The organism is Streptomyces alboflavus (assembly GCF_000716675.1).
Taxonomy (GTDB): Bacteria; Actinomycetota; Actinomycetes; order Streptomycetales; family Streptomycetaceae; genus Streptomyces; species Streptomyces alboflavus.
Genome location: NZ_JNXT01000018.1, coordinates 1 through 12,498, shown reverse-complemented (window position 1 = coordinate 12,498; position 12,498 = coordinate 1). Strand labels below are relative to the sequence as shown.

12 protein-coding genes are annotated in these 12,498 nt (G+C 72.1%); 5 read left to right on the top strand and 7 right to left on the bottom strand.

Features of this window, described 5'->3' with window-relative positions; translation table 11 throughout:
* Nucleotides 1-4: 4 nt before the first annotated feature.
* A complete protein-coding gene (locus OO63_RS15515; RefSeq protein WP_031192603.1) occupies nucleotides 5-1,651 on the top strand; it encodes a glycine/sarcosine N-methyltransferase in 1,647 nt (548 codons plus the stop codon).
* Between the two features lie 94 nt (nucleotides 1,652-1,745).
* Here OO63_RS15515 and OO63_RS15510 read toward each other — a convergent pair whose 3' ends face one another.
* From OO63_RS15510 to OO63_RS15500, 3 genes are read right to left on the bottom strand one after another with little or no spacing between them, the layout of a single operon-like run.
* The gene (locus OO63_RS15510) at nucleotides 1,746-2,963 is read right to left on the bottom strand and encodes an FAD-dependent monooxygenase (protein WP_030360162.1); all 1,218 of its coding nucleotides are present in this window, start codon (nucleotides 2,961-2,963) and stop codon (nucleotides 1,746-1,748) included.
* Between the two features lie 48 nt (nucleotides 2,964-3,011).
* The gene (locus OO63_RS15505) at nucleotides 3,012-3,647 is read right to left on the bottom strand and encodes a cysteine peptidase family C39 domain-containing protein (RefSeq protein WP_030360163.1); all 636 of its coding nucleotides are present in this window, start codon (nucleotides 3,645-3,647) and stop codon (nucleotides 3,012-3,014) included.
* A gap of 26 nt (nucleotides 3,648-3,673) precedes the next feature.
* Nucleotides 3,674-4,885, bottom strand: coding sequence for a pyridoxal phosphate-dependent aminotransferase (locus tag OO63_RS15500; protein ID WP_030360164.1), 1,212 nt, complete (start codon nucleotides 4,883-4,885; stop codon nucleotides 3,674-3,676).
* Nucleotides 4,886-4,969: 84 nt separating this feature from the next.
* Here OO63_RS15500 and OO63_RS15495 point away from each other — a divergent pair, with 84 nt between their 5' ends.
* Nucleotides 4,970-5,635, top strand: a complete 666-nt coding sequence (locus OO63_RS15495; RefSeq protein ID WP_030360165.1) for a winged helix-turn-helix transcriptional regulator — start codon at nucleotides 4,970-4,972, stop codon at nucleotides 5,633-5,635.
* A gap of 165 nt (nucleotides 5,636-5,800) precedes the next feature.
* Here OO63_RS15495 and OO63_RS15490 read toward each other — a convergent pair whose 3' ends face one another.
* Nucleotides 5,801-6,589 carry a hypothetical protein gene (locus OO63_RS15490; protein WP_030360166.1) on the bottom strand — a complete coding sequence of 263 codons (789 nt, stop codon included), beginning with the start codon at nucleotides 6,587-6,589 and terminating at the stop codon, nucleotides 5,801-5,803.
* Nucleotides 6,589-7,875: a VWA domain-containing protein gene (locus tag OO63_RS15485; RefSeq protein ID WP_030360167.1), complete on the bottom strand. Its 1,287-nt coding sequence runs from the start codon at nucleotides 7,873-7,875 to the stop codon at nucleotides 6,589-6,591. Before OO63_RS15485 ends, OO63_RS15490 begins: the two co-directional genes overlap by 1 nt.
* 70 nt (nucleotides 7,876-7,945) lie before the next feature.
* On the opposite strand from OO63_RS15485, the gene OO63_RS15480 reads away from it, so the two are divergent.
* Together OO63_RS15480 and OO63_RS15475 are read left to right on the top strand one after the other, a co-directional pair.
* Entirely contained in the window at nucleotides 7,946-8,860 is a 915-nt protein-coding gene (locus OO63_RS15480; RefSeq protein ID WP_030360168.1) for a HipA family kinase, read from the top strand.
* A complete protein-coding gene (locus tag OO63_RS15475; RefSeq protein ID WP_051810910.1) occupies nucleotides 8,857-9,159 on the top strand; it encodes an Rdx family protein in 303 nt (100 codons plus the stop codon). The genes OO63_RS15480 and OO63_RS15475 overlap by 4 nt, the downstream gene beginning before the upstream one ends.
* Nucleotides 9,160-9,213: 54 nt before the next feature.
* On the opposite strand, the gene aceB is transcribed toward OO63_RS15475, so the two are convergent.
* Both aceB and OO63_RS15465 read right to left on the bottom strand, forming a co-directional pair.
* Nucleotides 9,214-10,836 carry a malate synthase A gene (aceB, locus tag OO63_RS15470; RefSeq protein WP_030360170.1) on the bottom strand — a complete coding sequence of 541 codons (1,623 nt, stop codon included), beginning with the start codon at nucleotides 10,834-10,836 and terminating at the stop codon, nucleotides 9,214-9,216.
* A gap of 254 nt (nucleotides 10,837-11,090) precedes the next feature.
* On the bottom strand, nucleotides 11,091-11,714 hold the full coding sequence (locus tag OO63_RS15465) for a nucleotidyltransferase family protein (protein ID WP_030360171.1): 624 nt from the start codon (nucleotides 11,712-11,714) through the stop codon (nucleotides 11,091-11,093).
* A 186-nt stretch (nucleotides 11,715-11,900) separates the two neighbouring features.
* On the opposite strand from OO63_RS15465, the gene OO63_RS15460 reads away from it, so the two are divergent.
* A complete protein-coding gene (locus OO63_RS15460) occupies nucleotides 11,901-12,218 on the top strand; it encodes a DUF5955 family protein (RefSeq protein ID WP_030360172.1) in 318 nt (105 codons plus the stop codon).
* Nucleotides 12,219-12,498 lie beyond the last annotated feature (280 nt).

Genomic DNA, 12,498 nt, shown 5'->3' with positions numbered 1-12,498 from the left:
CATCGTGCATCCGGCTCAGAAGTTCGGCGACAACCCCGTCGAAGTACGGGAAACCGGCCACTACACCGAGGAGTACGTACCCAGCTTCGTGGAGAAATGGGACTCGCTCATAGATTGGGAGAGGAGGGCACAGAGCGAAGGGGACTTCTTCATCGACCTGCTGCGCAAACGCGGCGTGAAGGACGTCCTCGACGTCGCGACCGGCACCGGCTTCCACTCCGTGCGGCTGCTGGCCGCAGGGTTCGAGACGGTCAGCGCGGACGGCAGCGCGGAGATGCTCTCGGCGGCATTCGCCAACGGCATGGACCACGGCCATGTGATGCGGGTCGTCCAGGCGGACTGGCGCTGGCTCAACCGCGACGTGCACGGGGCGTACGACGCCATCGTGTGCCTCGGCAACTCCTTCACCCACCTGTTCTCGGAGCGCGACCGCCGCAAGGCGCTCGCCGAGTTCTACGCGATGCTCAAGCACGACGGGATCCTCGTCCTCGACCAGCGCAACTACGACGCGATCCTCGACGACGGCTACACCAGCAAGCACACGTACTACTACTGCGGCGAAGACGTCTCCGTGGAGCCCGAGTACGTCGACGAGGGCCTCGTGCGGATGCGGTACAGCTTCCCGGACGACTCCGTCTACCACCTCAACATGTTTCCGCTGCGCAAGGACTACACCCGCAGACTGATGTCGGAGGTGGGCTTCCAGAAGATCGAGACGTACGGCGACTTCCAGCACACCTACCGCGGCGAGCAGCCCGACTTCTTCGTGCACGTCGCGGAGAAGGAGTACCGCGCGGACGACGAGCAGGACGAGCGGTACACCGGTGCGGTCGGCGTCGCCCGCAGCTACTACAACTCCACCGACGCGGACAACTTCTACGCCCGCGTGTGGGGCGGCGAGGACATCCACATCGGTCTGTACGACCACTCCGGCGAGCCCATCGCCGACGCCAGCCGCCGCACCGTCGAACGGATGGCGGGCAGACTCGGCCTCACCGAGGACTCCGTGGTCCTCGACCTGGGCTCCGGCTACGGCGGCTCCGCGCGGTACCTGGCGTCGACGTACGGCTGCCGCGTGCTCGCCCTCAACCTCAGCGAGGTGGAGAACCAGCGCCACAAGGAGCTCAACGCGGCCCGCTCGCTGTCCGGCCTGATCGAGGTCGTCGACGGGTCCTTCGAGGACATCCCCTACCCGGACGACCAGGTCGACATGGTGTGGTCGCAGGACGCCTTCCTGCACAGCGGCAACCGCGTCCGGGTCCTGGAGGAGGTCGCCCGGGTCCTCAAACCCGGCGGACAGCTCATCTTCACCGACCCGATGGCCGTCGACGACTGTCCCCCCGGTGTGCTGCAGCCGATCCTCGACCGCATCCACCTCGACGACATGGGCTCACCCGGCTTCTACGCGCGCGAACTCGCCCGGCTCGGGTTCGTCGCCTCGCCGGGCGGGTTCGAGGAGCACCGCGAGCAACTGATCACGCACTACGCGCGGGTGCTCGAAGAGACCGAGCGCCAGGAGGCGGAAGGGCTGGCCGCCCAGGTCAGCCACGACTACCTCACGCAGATGAAGATCGGTCTCGCCCGCTGGGTCGCGGCCGGCCGCGACGGGCACATCACCTGGGGCATCCTGCACTACCGGAACGGCGGCTAGTTCCCGGCGCCCGTAGCACCCGGTGACAGGGGCGGGGCAGGGCCGGAGCAGCGGAGCAGCGCCGACGGGCCTCGGTGCTCCGGCCCGCCCGCCCTCACCGGGGCCGCAGTTCGCGCCCCCCGAACGCCCCCGTGCCGTCCGCCTGCTTCCACCACGACTCCAGGCCCGCCTGGTCCAGGTCCCGCCAGCGCGGGGTCCGCTCGACCAGCGCCCGGCCGAGCCGCCGCCCCAGGTCGACCATTGTGCGGCCCGCCACCGTGCGGTCGGTGTCGTAGGACTCCAGGGCCTCCGGCCAGGTCGTCGCCGTGGCGATGGCGGACTCCAGGACCGTGGCGTCCTGCAGCGCCTTCACCGCGCCCGCGCCGGTGTGCGGCCGCGCGACCGTCGCCGCGTCGCCCGCGAGGAGGACCCGGTCCAGGGCGTAGCGGGGGGCCGTGAAGTCGTACATGGGCTGGAGGAACAGCTCCTCGGGGCGGGTCGCGCGGACCACGGCGCCCCAGTACGGCGGCAGGAGCGCGTCGGCCACGTGCGCGAGGTGGGCGCCGAGCGCGTCGGTGAGGCCGCCGGGCGGCAGGCTGGTGGGGCTGGTGAAGCCGAGGTCGGCGTCCAGGTCCGGGGGCGGCGCGGTGTACAGGACCCAGTTGACGCGGTGGCCGCCGACGCCGTCCGGGATCCGGTAGATGATCACGTGCCCGCCGTCGAAGACCGCGTACACGCAGTCCTCCTCGTCCCACAGGTGCGCGTCGACGAGACGGCCGGCGGGATAGGCGCCGCGCCAGGCCAGATAGCCCGCGTAATCGGCGCGCAGGCCCGGGTGGGCGGCGGCGCGCACCACGGAGCGGTAGCCGTCCGCGCCCACCACGACGTCGAACCGCTCGGTGCCCTCGGCCGTGTCCACCTCGGCGCCGACCGCCCCCGTGCGCACGGCCTCCACCGACGTGGCGGTGCGGAACTCCACCGACTCGGGCACCCGGCGCCGCAACTCGCCCCACAGAGGGCCCCAGTTGTAGGTGCGGAAGGGGAAGGGCATCGTGCCGATCGGGTGCCCGAGCGGGCCCGACGCCCGCTCGTCCCGTACGTACCAGCGGCGTCTGACCAGCTGCACCCACGGCATGTCGGCGTCCATGTACCCGGCCGACTCCAGCTCCGCGTACCGGGAGTTGTGCACGGCGAGGCCCACGCCCCGCTCCGCGAGGCGGCCGCCCGCCCGCTCGTACACCGTGATCTCGTCCGCTCCGCCACGGTGCGCCGCAAGCGCCATGGCACAGCCCGCGACGCTGCCGCCGACGACGGCGACCCTGCCTGAATGCATCATCGCGCCATCCTGGCAGGGCAGGTGACGTTCTGTCATGAGTGCCTGTCAGCGCGTGGTCGACGCGTCCACACGCGGGCCGAGCGATACGCCCCGGCCTGCGAAGAAGGGCTCGAATTGGGACGGGGGCAGTTCGGCCGTGCGGGTGCGCGCGTCGATGCCCGAGGGGTTGTGGAAGTGCAGTGCGCCGTCCGCCGTGCGCCCCGTGATGAGGACCAGGTGCCCGCCCCGGCCCGGCGCGGGCCGCTCCGGGCGCCGGATCTCGAAGTGCGCGGACACGATCACCGTGCGCCCCGCGTCCAGGAGGGCGGGGATCTCGTCGAGCGCGAGGTGGCGGTGCACGGTCGCGTCCATGCCGTGCACCTCGCGTACGTACTCGGCGAACGGCGCGTAGACCAGGCCCCGGATCGTGCCCTCGGCGTCCTGCGTGTACGCGCCGTACTTCAGCGCGCCGTCGCGCAGCTCGAACAGCGACGGCGCGTCCGGGCCGAGCGCCATCCGCAGGCAGGTGATGCCGCACAGGTGCTTGCACCAGCGTCCGTAGTCCGCGAGGGTGGCGGCGCCCGACGTCCGCCAGGCCGGGTCGTCCGTGGCGTCATGACCCTCGTACACGATCTTCGCGACCAGGTCCGGCGAGGCGAACTGCGTGAGGGACGGCGTCTGGCAAGTGGTGCAGAGGGCCACCGCACGCTCCTGTCGAAGGCTGCTCGCTACTGGCGATAGCCGCTCAGGAAGCGGCCGATGCGGCTGATCGCCGCGTCCAGATCGTCAGCGTACGGGAGGGTGAGGATGCGGAAGTGGTCGGGGCGCGGCCAGTTGAAGCCGGTGCCCTGGACCACCTGGATCTTCTCCTGGAGCAGCAGGTCGAGGACGAACTTCTCGTCGTCGTGGATCGCGTGCACCTTCGGGTCGAGGCGCGCGAAGGCGTACAGCGCGCCGCGCGGCTTCACACAGGAGACGCCCGGGATCTCGTTCAGCTTCTGCCAGGCCCGGTCGCGCTGTTCGTACAGCCTGCCGCCCGGCGCGGTCAGGTCGTGGATGGACTGGCGGCCGCCCAGGGCCGCCTGGATCGCGTACTGGGCGGGGGCGTTGGGGCACAGGCGCATGGAGGCCAGCATCGTCAGGCCCTCCAGGTAGTTCCGCGCGTGCTGCTTGGGGCCCGTCACCACCAGCCAGCCGGAGCGGAAGCCCGCGACCCGGTACGTCTTGGAGAGGCCGCAGAAGGTCAGGACCACCAGGTCCGGGGCAAGGGACGCGACGCTGTGGTGCACCGCGTCGTCGTACAGGATCTGGTCGTAGATCTCGTCGGCGAAGACCATCAGGCCGTGGCGGCGGGCCAGGTCGAGCATGCCCTCCAGGACCTCGCGGGGGTAGACCGCGCCCGTCGGGTTGTTCGGGTTGATGATCACCAGGGCCTTGGTGCGGTCGGTGATCTTCGACGCCAGGTCGTCGAGGTCCGGGTACCAGTCGGCCTGCTCGTCGCACAGGTAGTGCACGGCCTTGCCGCCGGACAGGGTCGTCACGGCCGTCCACAGCGGGAAGTCCGGGGCCGGGATGAGGACTTCGTCGCCGTCCTCAAGGAGCGCCTGCACGGCCATCGTCACCAGCTCGGACACGCCGTTGCCGAGGAAGACGTCGTCCACGTCGATGTCGTCCAGGCCGAGCGCCTGGTAGCGCTGGACCACGGCGCGGCGCGCGGACAGGACGCCGCGCGAGTCCGTGTAGCCGTGCGCGCCCGGCAGCATCCGGATCATGTCCTGGACGATCTCCTCGGGTGCCTCGAAGCCGAAGAGCGCGGGGTTGCCGGTGTTGAGGCGCAGGACGCTGTGGCCCGCCTCCTCCAGGGTGTTGGCGTGCTCGATGACCGGGCCCCGGATCTCGTAACAGACCTCGCTGAGCTTGCTCGACTGCCGGAACTCCATGTGCTGTGCCTCCCGTGGCGTGCGTTACTTGGTTTTACCAAGCTGCCGCTTGGAAAGTCCAACACCTTGTCTAGACTGCGACGCATGCCACCTCGATCGTCGACCCGACCGCGCCGAAGCTACGACCAGTACTGCGCCGCCGCCCGCGCTCTCGACGCCGTCGGTGACCGCTGGACCCTCCTCATCGTCCGCGAGCTGCTCGCCGGGCCCCGGCGGTACACCGATCTGCACGCCGATCTGCCCGGCGTCAGCACCGACGTGCTCGCCTCGCGGCTCAAGGACATGGAGCAGGGCGGGATCGCCTCCCGGCGTCGGATGGCCGCGCCTGTTTCCGCGTACGTCTACGAACTCACCCCGCGCGGGCGGGCGTTGCTGCCCGTTCTTGAGGCGCTCGGGGAGTGGGGGGCCGCCGACCTCGGTGAGCGTGCCGCCACCGACGCCGTGCGGGCGCACTGGTTCGCGCTGCCGTTGCGGGGGCGCTTGGAGGCGCTCGGCGGGCACGGGGTCGTGCATGTCCGGCTCGACGAGGGGGAGTTCCTGCTGTGGCTCGGGGACGCGGGCGCGGGGCGGGCCGTGTACGCCGACGGGGGCGGGGAGGCCGAGGTCTGCGCTGACGCGCGGGTCGTGCTGTCGGCGGAGGTGTGTGTTGCCCTTGCCCGGGGCGAGTTGGGGTGGGGGGACGCTGTGCGGAGTGGGGGTGTGGTGGTGGAGGGGGAAGGGGTGTTGGCGAAGGTGTTGCGGGAGGGGTGAGGTGGGGCTCTCGCGGGGGGCGCCCCAGTCCCACCCCTTCCCGAAACCATGGGCTTCGCCCCTGGACCCCGGGGCGGACGGTCCCTTCGGGTGGGACAGTCCGCCGCCGATCGGCCTTCGGCCTCGTCCTCAAACGCCGGACGGGCTGAAATCTGCCCCCGTCCTTCAGGCGCCCGACGGGGGCCTTCCGTTGCCGCGCGTCAGCGCGTAGCCGCCGATCCCCGCCAGCGCCGCGAGTACTCCGCCCGCTCCCGTCCAGAGCCAGCGGTCCGTCCACCAGCCCGACGCCCAGCCGTCCTCCGGCTCCGCTGTCGACAGGGCCGCCCGGGAGCCGGAGTCGGCAGTGTCGTCGGTGTCCACCGAGGCGCCCGGTACGAGCGGCTTCGCCAGGGTGCCGTCGACCGCTGCCGAGCCGCCGATGTCCTTCGACGTCGCCTCGACCTCGGCGGTGACGGGGGAGCCCAGGTCGGCCGTCTTCAGGCCCGTCGCCGTCAGGCGGATGTAGTACGTGCCCGGGAGCGGGTCGTTGGACCAGGGGTCCGACCAGGCGCGGACCGGGCGCAGGACGCAGGTGAGGTCGACCTTCGCCGCGTCGGCGGGCCGCGACTGCATGCCGTACATGCAGGGCTGGCGGCGCCTCAGGCCGTCGTAGACGTCGACGCGCCACCGGGTGTCGGGGCGGCCTGCCGCCGACTCGGGGAGCTTGACCGTGGCCTTGACCGTGGGGCGCTGACCGGCGTCCGCGGGGAACGACCAGTACAGGTAGTCGCCGGTCGACGCGCTCGCCGTGGCCCGGTGGCCCTGCTCGATCTCCGTGGCCGTGCGGAAGGACGTGCCCGCGTCGGAGCGTGACGTGTCGTCCTTGTCGGTGGGGGCCGCGAGTGCCGCGCCCGACGCCAGGAGTGCGGTGAGGGCCGCGAGGCCCGCCGCCGCCAACAGACGTGTCGTACGCATCAGCTCGTCCTCCAGACAGCGACGCGCCACCGCGCCACCCAGCCCCACACCAAGCCGCCGACGAAGCCGGTCAGCACCAGCGCGCCCAGCAGCCACCAGCCACGGCCGAGGCCGAACGCCGCCACGTCGGAGGCGTCGTCCGGGGCGTCCACGATGTCCACGGCCAACTCGACGGGCAGACCCGGCTTGCCCTTCGTGGCCGCCGCATCGCCGGACGCGGGCGCGTAGGAGTGGGACACCTGGAGGCAGACCGGTTCCGTCTCGGCCTCGTCGTCATCCTGCTCCGGCTTCGGGTAGCGCAGGCCCGTCGAGATCGCGTCCGTGCGTCCGTCGCCCGCCTCCGAGCCGCGTACGATCTCACGGCCGTGCTTGGTGACGGCCCGCATCAGCACGCCGTAGTCGTTGGTCACGGCCCGGTCGGCCGCCACGCTCACCGAGGCGCGCAGCTCCTGCCCCGGCTCGACGTCCACGCGGTACCAGCGGTGCTCGCCGAACCCGGTGCGGTCGGTGTAGACGCCGGGCTTGAGCTCCGGCGCGGCGGCGCAGCTCGCGGCGCCCTCGACCGCCACGGGCCTGACGACGGGGTCGGCCGCCCGATCCACCAACTGGCCGACGCGGTCGGTGAGTTCGTCGGTGTGCCGGATGGAGGTGTACGTCCCGCCGGTGGCCTCCGCGATGCAGCTCAGCTGCGCGCGCATCTTGGTGTTCGGCACCAGGCCGAGCGTGTCGATCGTGAGGTCGATGCCCTTGGCGGAGATCTCCCGCGCCACCTCGCACGGGTCCAGGGGCTGGCAGGTGTCCTCGCCGTCGCTGATGAGGACGATGCGGCGCGAGCCCTCGCCGCCCTTCAGGTCGTCGGCGGCCTTCAGGAGGGCCGGGCCGATCGGGGTCCAGCCGGTGGGCGCGAGCGTGGCGACCGCCGCCTTGGCGTCCGCGCGGTCCAGCGGGCCCACCGGGTAGAGCTGCTCGGTGTCCTTGCAGCCCGTCTTGCGGTCGTCGCCGCGGTAGTTGGCGCCGAGGGTGCGGATGCCGAGATCGACGCTCTCGGGGGTGGCGTCGAGGACCTCGTTGAAGGCCTGCTTCGCCGCGGCCATGCGGCTCTTGCCGTCGATGTCGCGGGCCCGCATCGACCCGCTCGCGTCGAGCAGCAACTCGACCTTCGGGGCGGGCCCCGACCCGCCGTCGTCCGGTTCGTCGTCCGCGACCGCGGACGTGGGCGAGAGCCCCATGCTCAGGGCCGCGAACAGGGCACAGAAGCCCGCCGCGAACCGCTTTCCAGTGATCATCGGAGGATCTTATGGATCAAGGACCGCCCGCTCCAAAAATGGCTTGCGGGCGCCGGTTAGGGTGGCTGGTGTGCTGCGAGAAGTGACGGCTGTCCGGTATCTGGAACCCCTGCGGGCCGGCGGCTCCGTGCCCGGGATCGTCGAGGCCGACGACCTCGGGACCTACGTTCTGAAGTTCACCGGCTCCGCGCAGGGCCGCAAGGCGCTGGTCGCCGAGATCGTCGTCGGCGAGCTGGCGCGCCGCCTCGGCCTGCGCGTGCCCGAGCTTGTCCTCGCCCACTTCGACCCGGCCGTCGGCGCGCACGAACCGCACCAGGAGGTGCGGGACCTGCTGCGCGCCAGCGCGGGCCTGAACCTCGGCATGGACTACCTGCCGGGAGCCCGCGACCTGACCCCCGACACCGACCTGGACGTCGACCCACTGGAGGCGGGCAAGGTCGTGTGGCTCGACGCCCTCACCGCGAACGTCGACCGCACCGTGCACAGCTCGAACCTGATGGTCTGGCCGACCTTCGGCACCCGCGAGCCGCGCCTGTGGCTCATCGACCACGGCGCGGCCCTCGTCTTCCACCACCGCTGGGACGCGGCCACCGTCCTCGCCACCGCCGAGAAGCCCTACGACTTCCGCCAGCACGCGCTCGGCCGCTACGGCCCGGACACCGCGGCCGCCGACGCGGAGCTGGCCCCACGCGTCACCGAGGAACTCCTCCGCGACATCGTGGCCGAGGTCCCGGACGCCTGGCTCGCCGACGAGCCGGGCTTCGCCACGACCGACGCCCTGCGGGAGGCGTACGTCACCTACCTCGCCGCCCGCGCCCGCGCCTCCGCGACCTGGCTCCCCACCGACTTCCCCTCCCGCGCCGAACTCGCCGCCGAGGACGTCCGCCGGGCGCAGGCCACCGAGGCGTCCCGCCCGACCTGGCTCAAGCGCGTCCCGAACCTGCACGGCAAGCCCGACCCGCGCCCCGCGAAGAGGTACCCATGAGCGACCGCCCCGCCGAGACGCCCCCGCCCGGGCCCCACCGCGTGCAGATCGAGTACTGCACCCAGTGCCGCTGGCTGCCCCGCGCGTCCTGGCTCGCCCAGGAACTCCTCACCACCTTCGAGGCCGAACTGACCGAGCTGGCCCTGAAGCCGGGAACGGGCGGCGTGTTCGTCGTACGCGTCGACGGCACGGTGGTCTGGGACCGCCGCGAACAGGGCTTCCCCGAGCCGACCGCCGTGAAGCGCCTGGTCCGCGACATCGTGGCGCCGGGGCGGAGCCTCGGGCACTCGGAGCGCTAGGGCCCGCCGCCCCCGGCACTTCTCAGTGCCGGGGGCGGCGGTGCGCGCGTGGGGTCAGCGGAGCTGCTCGTACGCGGGCAGCGTGAGGAAGTCCGCGTAGTCGGCGTCCAGGGAGACCTGGAGCAGCAGGTCGTGGGCCTGCTGCCACTTTCCGGCCGCGAAGGCCTCCTCGCCGATCTCGGCGCGGATCGCGGCCAGTTCGGCGGCGGCGACCTCACGGGCCAGTTCGGCCGTCGCGGGCGTGCCGTCCGCGAAGACCACGCCCGCGTTGATCCACTGCCAGATCTGGGAGCGGGAGATCTCGGCGGTGGCCGCGTCCTCCATGAGGTTGAAGATGGCGACGGCGCCGAGGCCGCGCAGCCACGCCTCGATGTAGCGGATGCCGACCTGGACGGCGTTGACCAGGCCGTCGTAGGTGGGCTTGGCGTCGAGGGAGTCGATGGCGATCAGGTCGCCGGCGGCCACGGAGACGTCCTCGCGCAGCCGGTCCTTCTGGTTCGGCCTGTCGCCGAGGACCTTGTCGAAGGACTCCAGGGCGATCGGGACCAGGTCGGGGTGGGCGACCCAGGAGCCGTCGAAGCCGTCGCCCGCCTCGCGGTCCTTGTCGGCGCGGACCTTCTCGAAGGCGACCTTGTTGACCTCGGCGTCCTTGCGGGACGGGATGAAGGCCGCCATGCCGCCGATGGCGTGCGCGCCGCGCTTGTGGCAGGTGCGGACGAGGAGTTCGGTGTAGGCGCGCATGAACGGGGCCGTCATCGTGACCAGGTTGCGGTCCGGCAGGACGAACTTCTGGCCGCCGTCACGGAAGTTCTTGACGATGGAGAAGAGGTAGTCCCAGCGTCCGGCGTTCAGACCGGAGGCGTGGTCGCGCAGTTCGTAGAGGATCTCCTCCATCTCGTACGCGGCCGTGATGGTCTCGATGAGGACGGTGGCGCGGACGGTGCCCTGCGGGACGCCGACGTAGTCCTGCGCGAAGACGAAGATCTCGTTCCAGAGGCGGGCCTCCAGGTGCGACTCCGTCTTCGGGAGGTAGAAGTACGGGCCCTTGCCGAGGTCGATCAGGCGCTGGGCGTTGTGGAAGAAGTACAGGCCGAAGTCGACGAGGGCGCCCGGGACCGGTGCGCCGTCCGCGTCGGTGAGGTGCCGCTCGTTCAGGTGCCAGCCGCGCGGGCGCATCACGACGGTGGCGAGTTCGCCCGCGTCCTTCAGGGCGTACGACTTGCCGGTGCGCTCGTCCGTGAAGTCGATGCGGCGCTCGTAGGCGTCGGTCATGTTCAGCTGGCCGAGGATCACGTTCTCCCAGGTGGGAGCCGAGGCGTCCTCGAAGTCGGCGAGCCAGACCTTCGCGCCGGAGTTGAGCGCGTTGATGGTCATCTTGCGGTCGGTGGGGCCGGTGATCTCCACCCGGCGGTCGTTCAGGGCGGCCGGGGCGGGGGCCACCTTCCAGGAGTCGTCCGCGCGGATCGCGGCGGTCTCCGGGAGGAAGTCCAGGGTCGAGGTGCGGGCGATCTCGGCGCGACGCTCCGCGCGGCGGGCGAGGAGCTCGTCACGCCGGGGCGTGAACCTCCGGTGCAGCTCGGCCACGAAGGCGAGGGCCGCGGGGGTGAGGACCTCTTCCTGCCGGGGCAGGGGCTCGGCGTCGACGATGGCCAGCGGGGACGGCGCTGGTGCGGACATGAGCTGTCACTTCCTTCAGCGAGCTTGCTTCACGGGCGGTGCGCTGCCCCGACAGCCGCCGGGCCGGTCGTCGCGGCACTCCGTGCCGCGGGGCCGAGATACGGCTGCGGGCGCCGTCCACCGGGTCGGGCGCTTCTGAGCAGTGGATACTAGTTTCCTCATAGTGGAAGTTCAATGGTTTGTTGACGTCGAGATTCTCTCCGTCGACAGAACATGGCGCTGAGTGCCATGCCCGTCACTCCAAGTTGACCAGCTCACTCCAGCCGCTCCAAGTCGGAGAACGTGTCGATGTCGGACGGCTCGGCCACGTCCCCGCACTCGACGGCCACGACGGCCCCGGCGTGCTCCTTCAGGTAGGCCCGCGCGCCCCGGTCGCCCGTCGCGCTCGCCGCGATGCCGTCCCAGTGGTCCGCGCCGAACAGCACGGGGTGGCCGCGCTCGCCCGCGTACGTCGCCGCCGCGAGCGTCCCCGGCGAGCGGTACGCGGCCCGCACCCGGGCCACCGCCGCCGCGCCGATGCCCGGCTGGTCCACCAGGCACACAAGGGCCGCCCCCGCCCCGCTCTCCCGCAGCGAGGCGAGCCCCGCCCGCAGCGAGGACCCCATGCCCTCGCGCCAGTCCGGGTTGTCCACCAGGACGCACCCGGGCAGGTCCGCCCGCTCCCGTACGACATCGGCGGTGGCGCCGAGCACCACGTGCACGCGGGTGCAGCCGCCGTCCCGCAGCGCCCGCACCGCCCGCTCCACGAACAGCTCGCCGCGATGCTCCAGCAGGGCCTTCGGGCACCCGCCGAGGCGCCGGCCGCCGCCCGCGGCCAACAGCAGGCCGACGACCTCGACGGGGGCGGTGGGGGCGGAAGGTGACAGTGATTCGGTCATGACTCTTGCTTACCGCATGGGTTCTGGGGACCCTGTTCCGGCCGGGGGCGTGGCCGAAAGTGACGCCTGCGTCGCGCTGTGGCCTCATCGGCCCGCGCCCGCGCCCCTTCGGTGTCCGGCCGCCGCGGCGGGTCCGCCCGGGTCCGCGCGCGTACAGGCGCACAACGACGTGCGAGGGGGAGAGCTGTGTTGCGGAGCGTGGGGCAGAGAGCCGTGAGGGGAAACTTCGAGGATCCGCGGGTGACGGAACTGCGGGCGGCCGTGTCCCGGCTGCGCCGCGAACTGGCCGCGTACCCGGGCGAGTTCCCGGACCGGGCGATAGCGGAGGACGAGTTAGCGGCCCTCGCCGCCATGGCCGCGACGGGCGCGCCCGAGGCCCGCAGGCTGCGGCGTTCGCTGCTGCTTGTCGCGAGTTCGATCGGCTCGGTCAGTGCGCTGACCGGTGCGCTCGCGGGCGTCAGAGGGGCCGTTGAGCTGTTCGGGGAGCCGCCGCATCCGAGGTGATGCGGCGGCTCTCGTGCGCTGAGCGCGGCGGCGTCCCGTTCCCCCAGCCGGGTCCCGCCGCGTTCGCCGCTCTGTGCGGCGGGCGAATTCCGGGCCGCCCGAGCTTGCACCTGGCCGGGCAACAGCCCGGCGCCCTCAGCCCGGAGCGGGGCGCCGTCGGGTCGCGCTGCGCGCTCGTCCTCAAGCGCCGGACGGGCTCTCTCCCACCCGCCCGCCCAAACTTGCACCGGGCCTCGCCGACAGCCCGGCACCTTCAGCCCGGAGTGGGTCACCCCCGTAT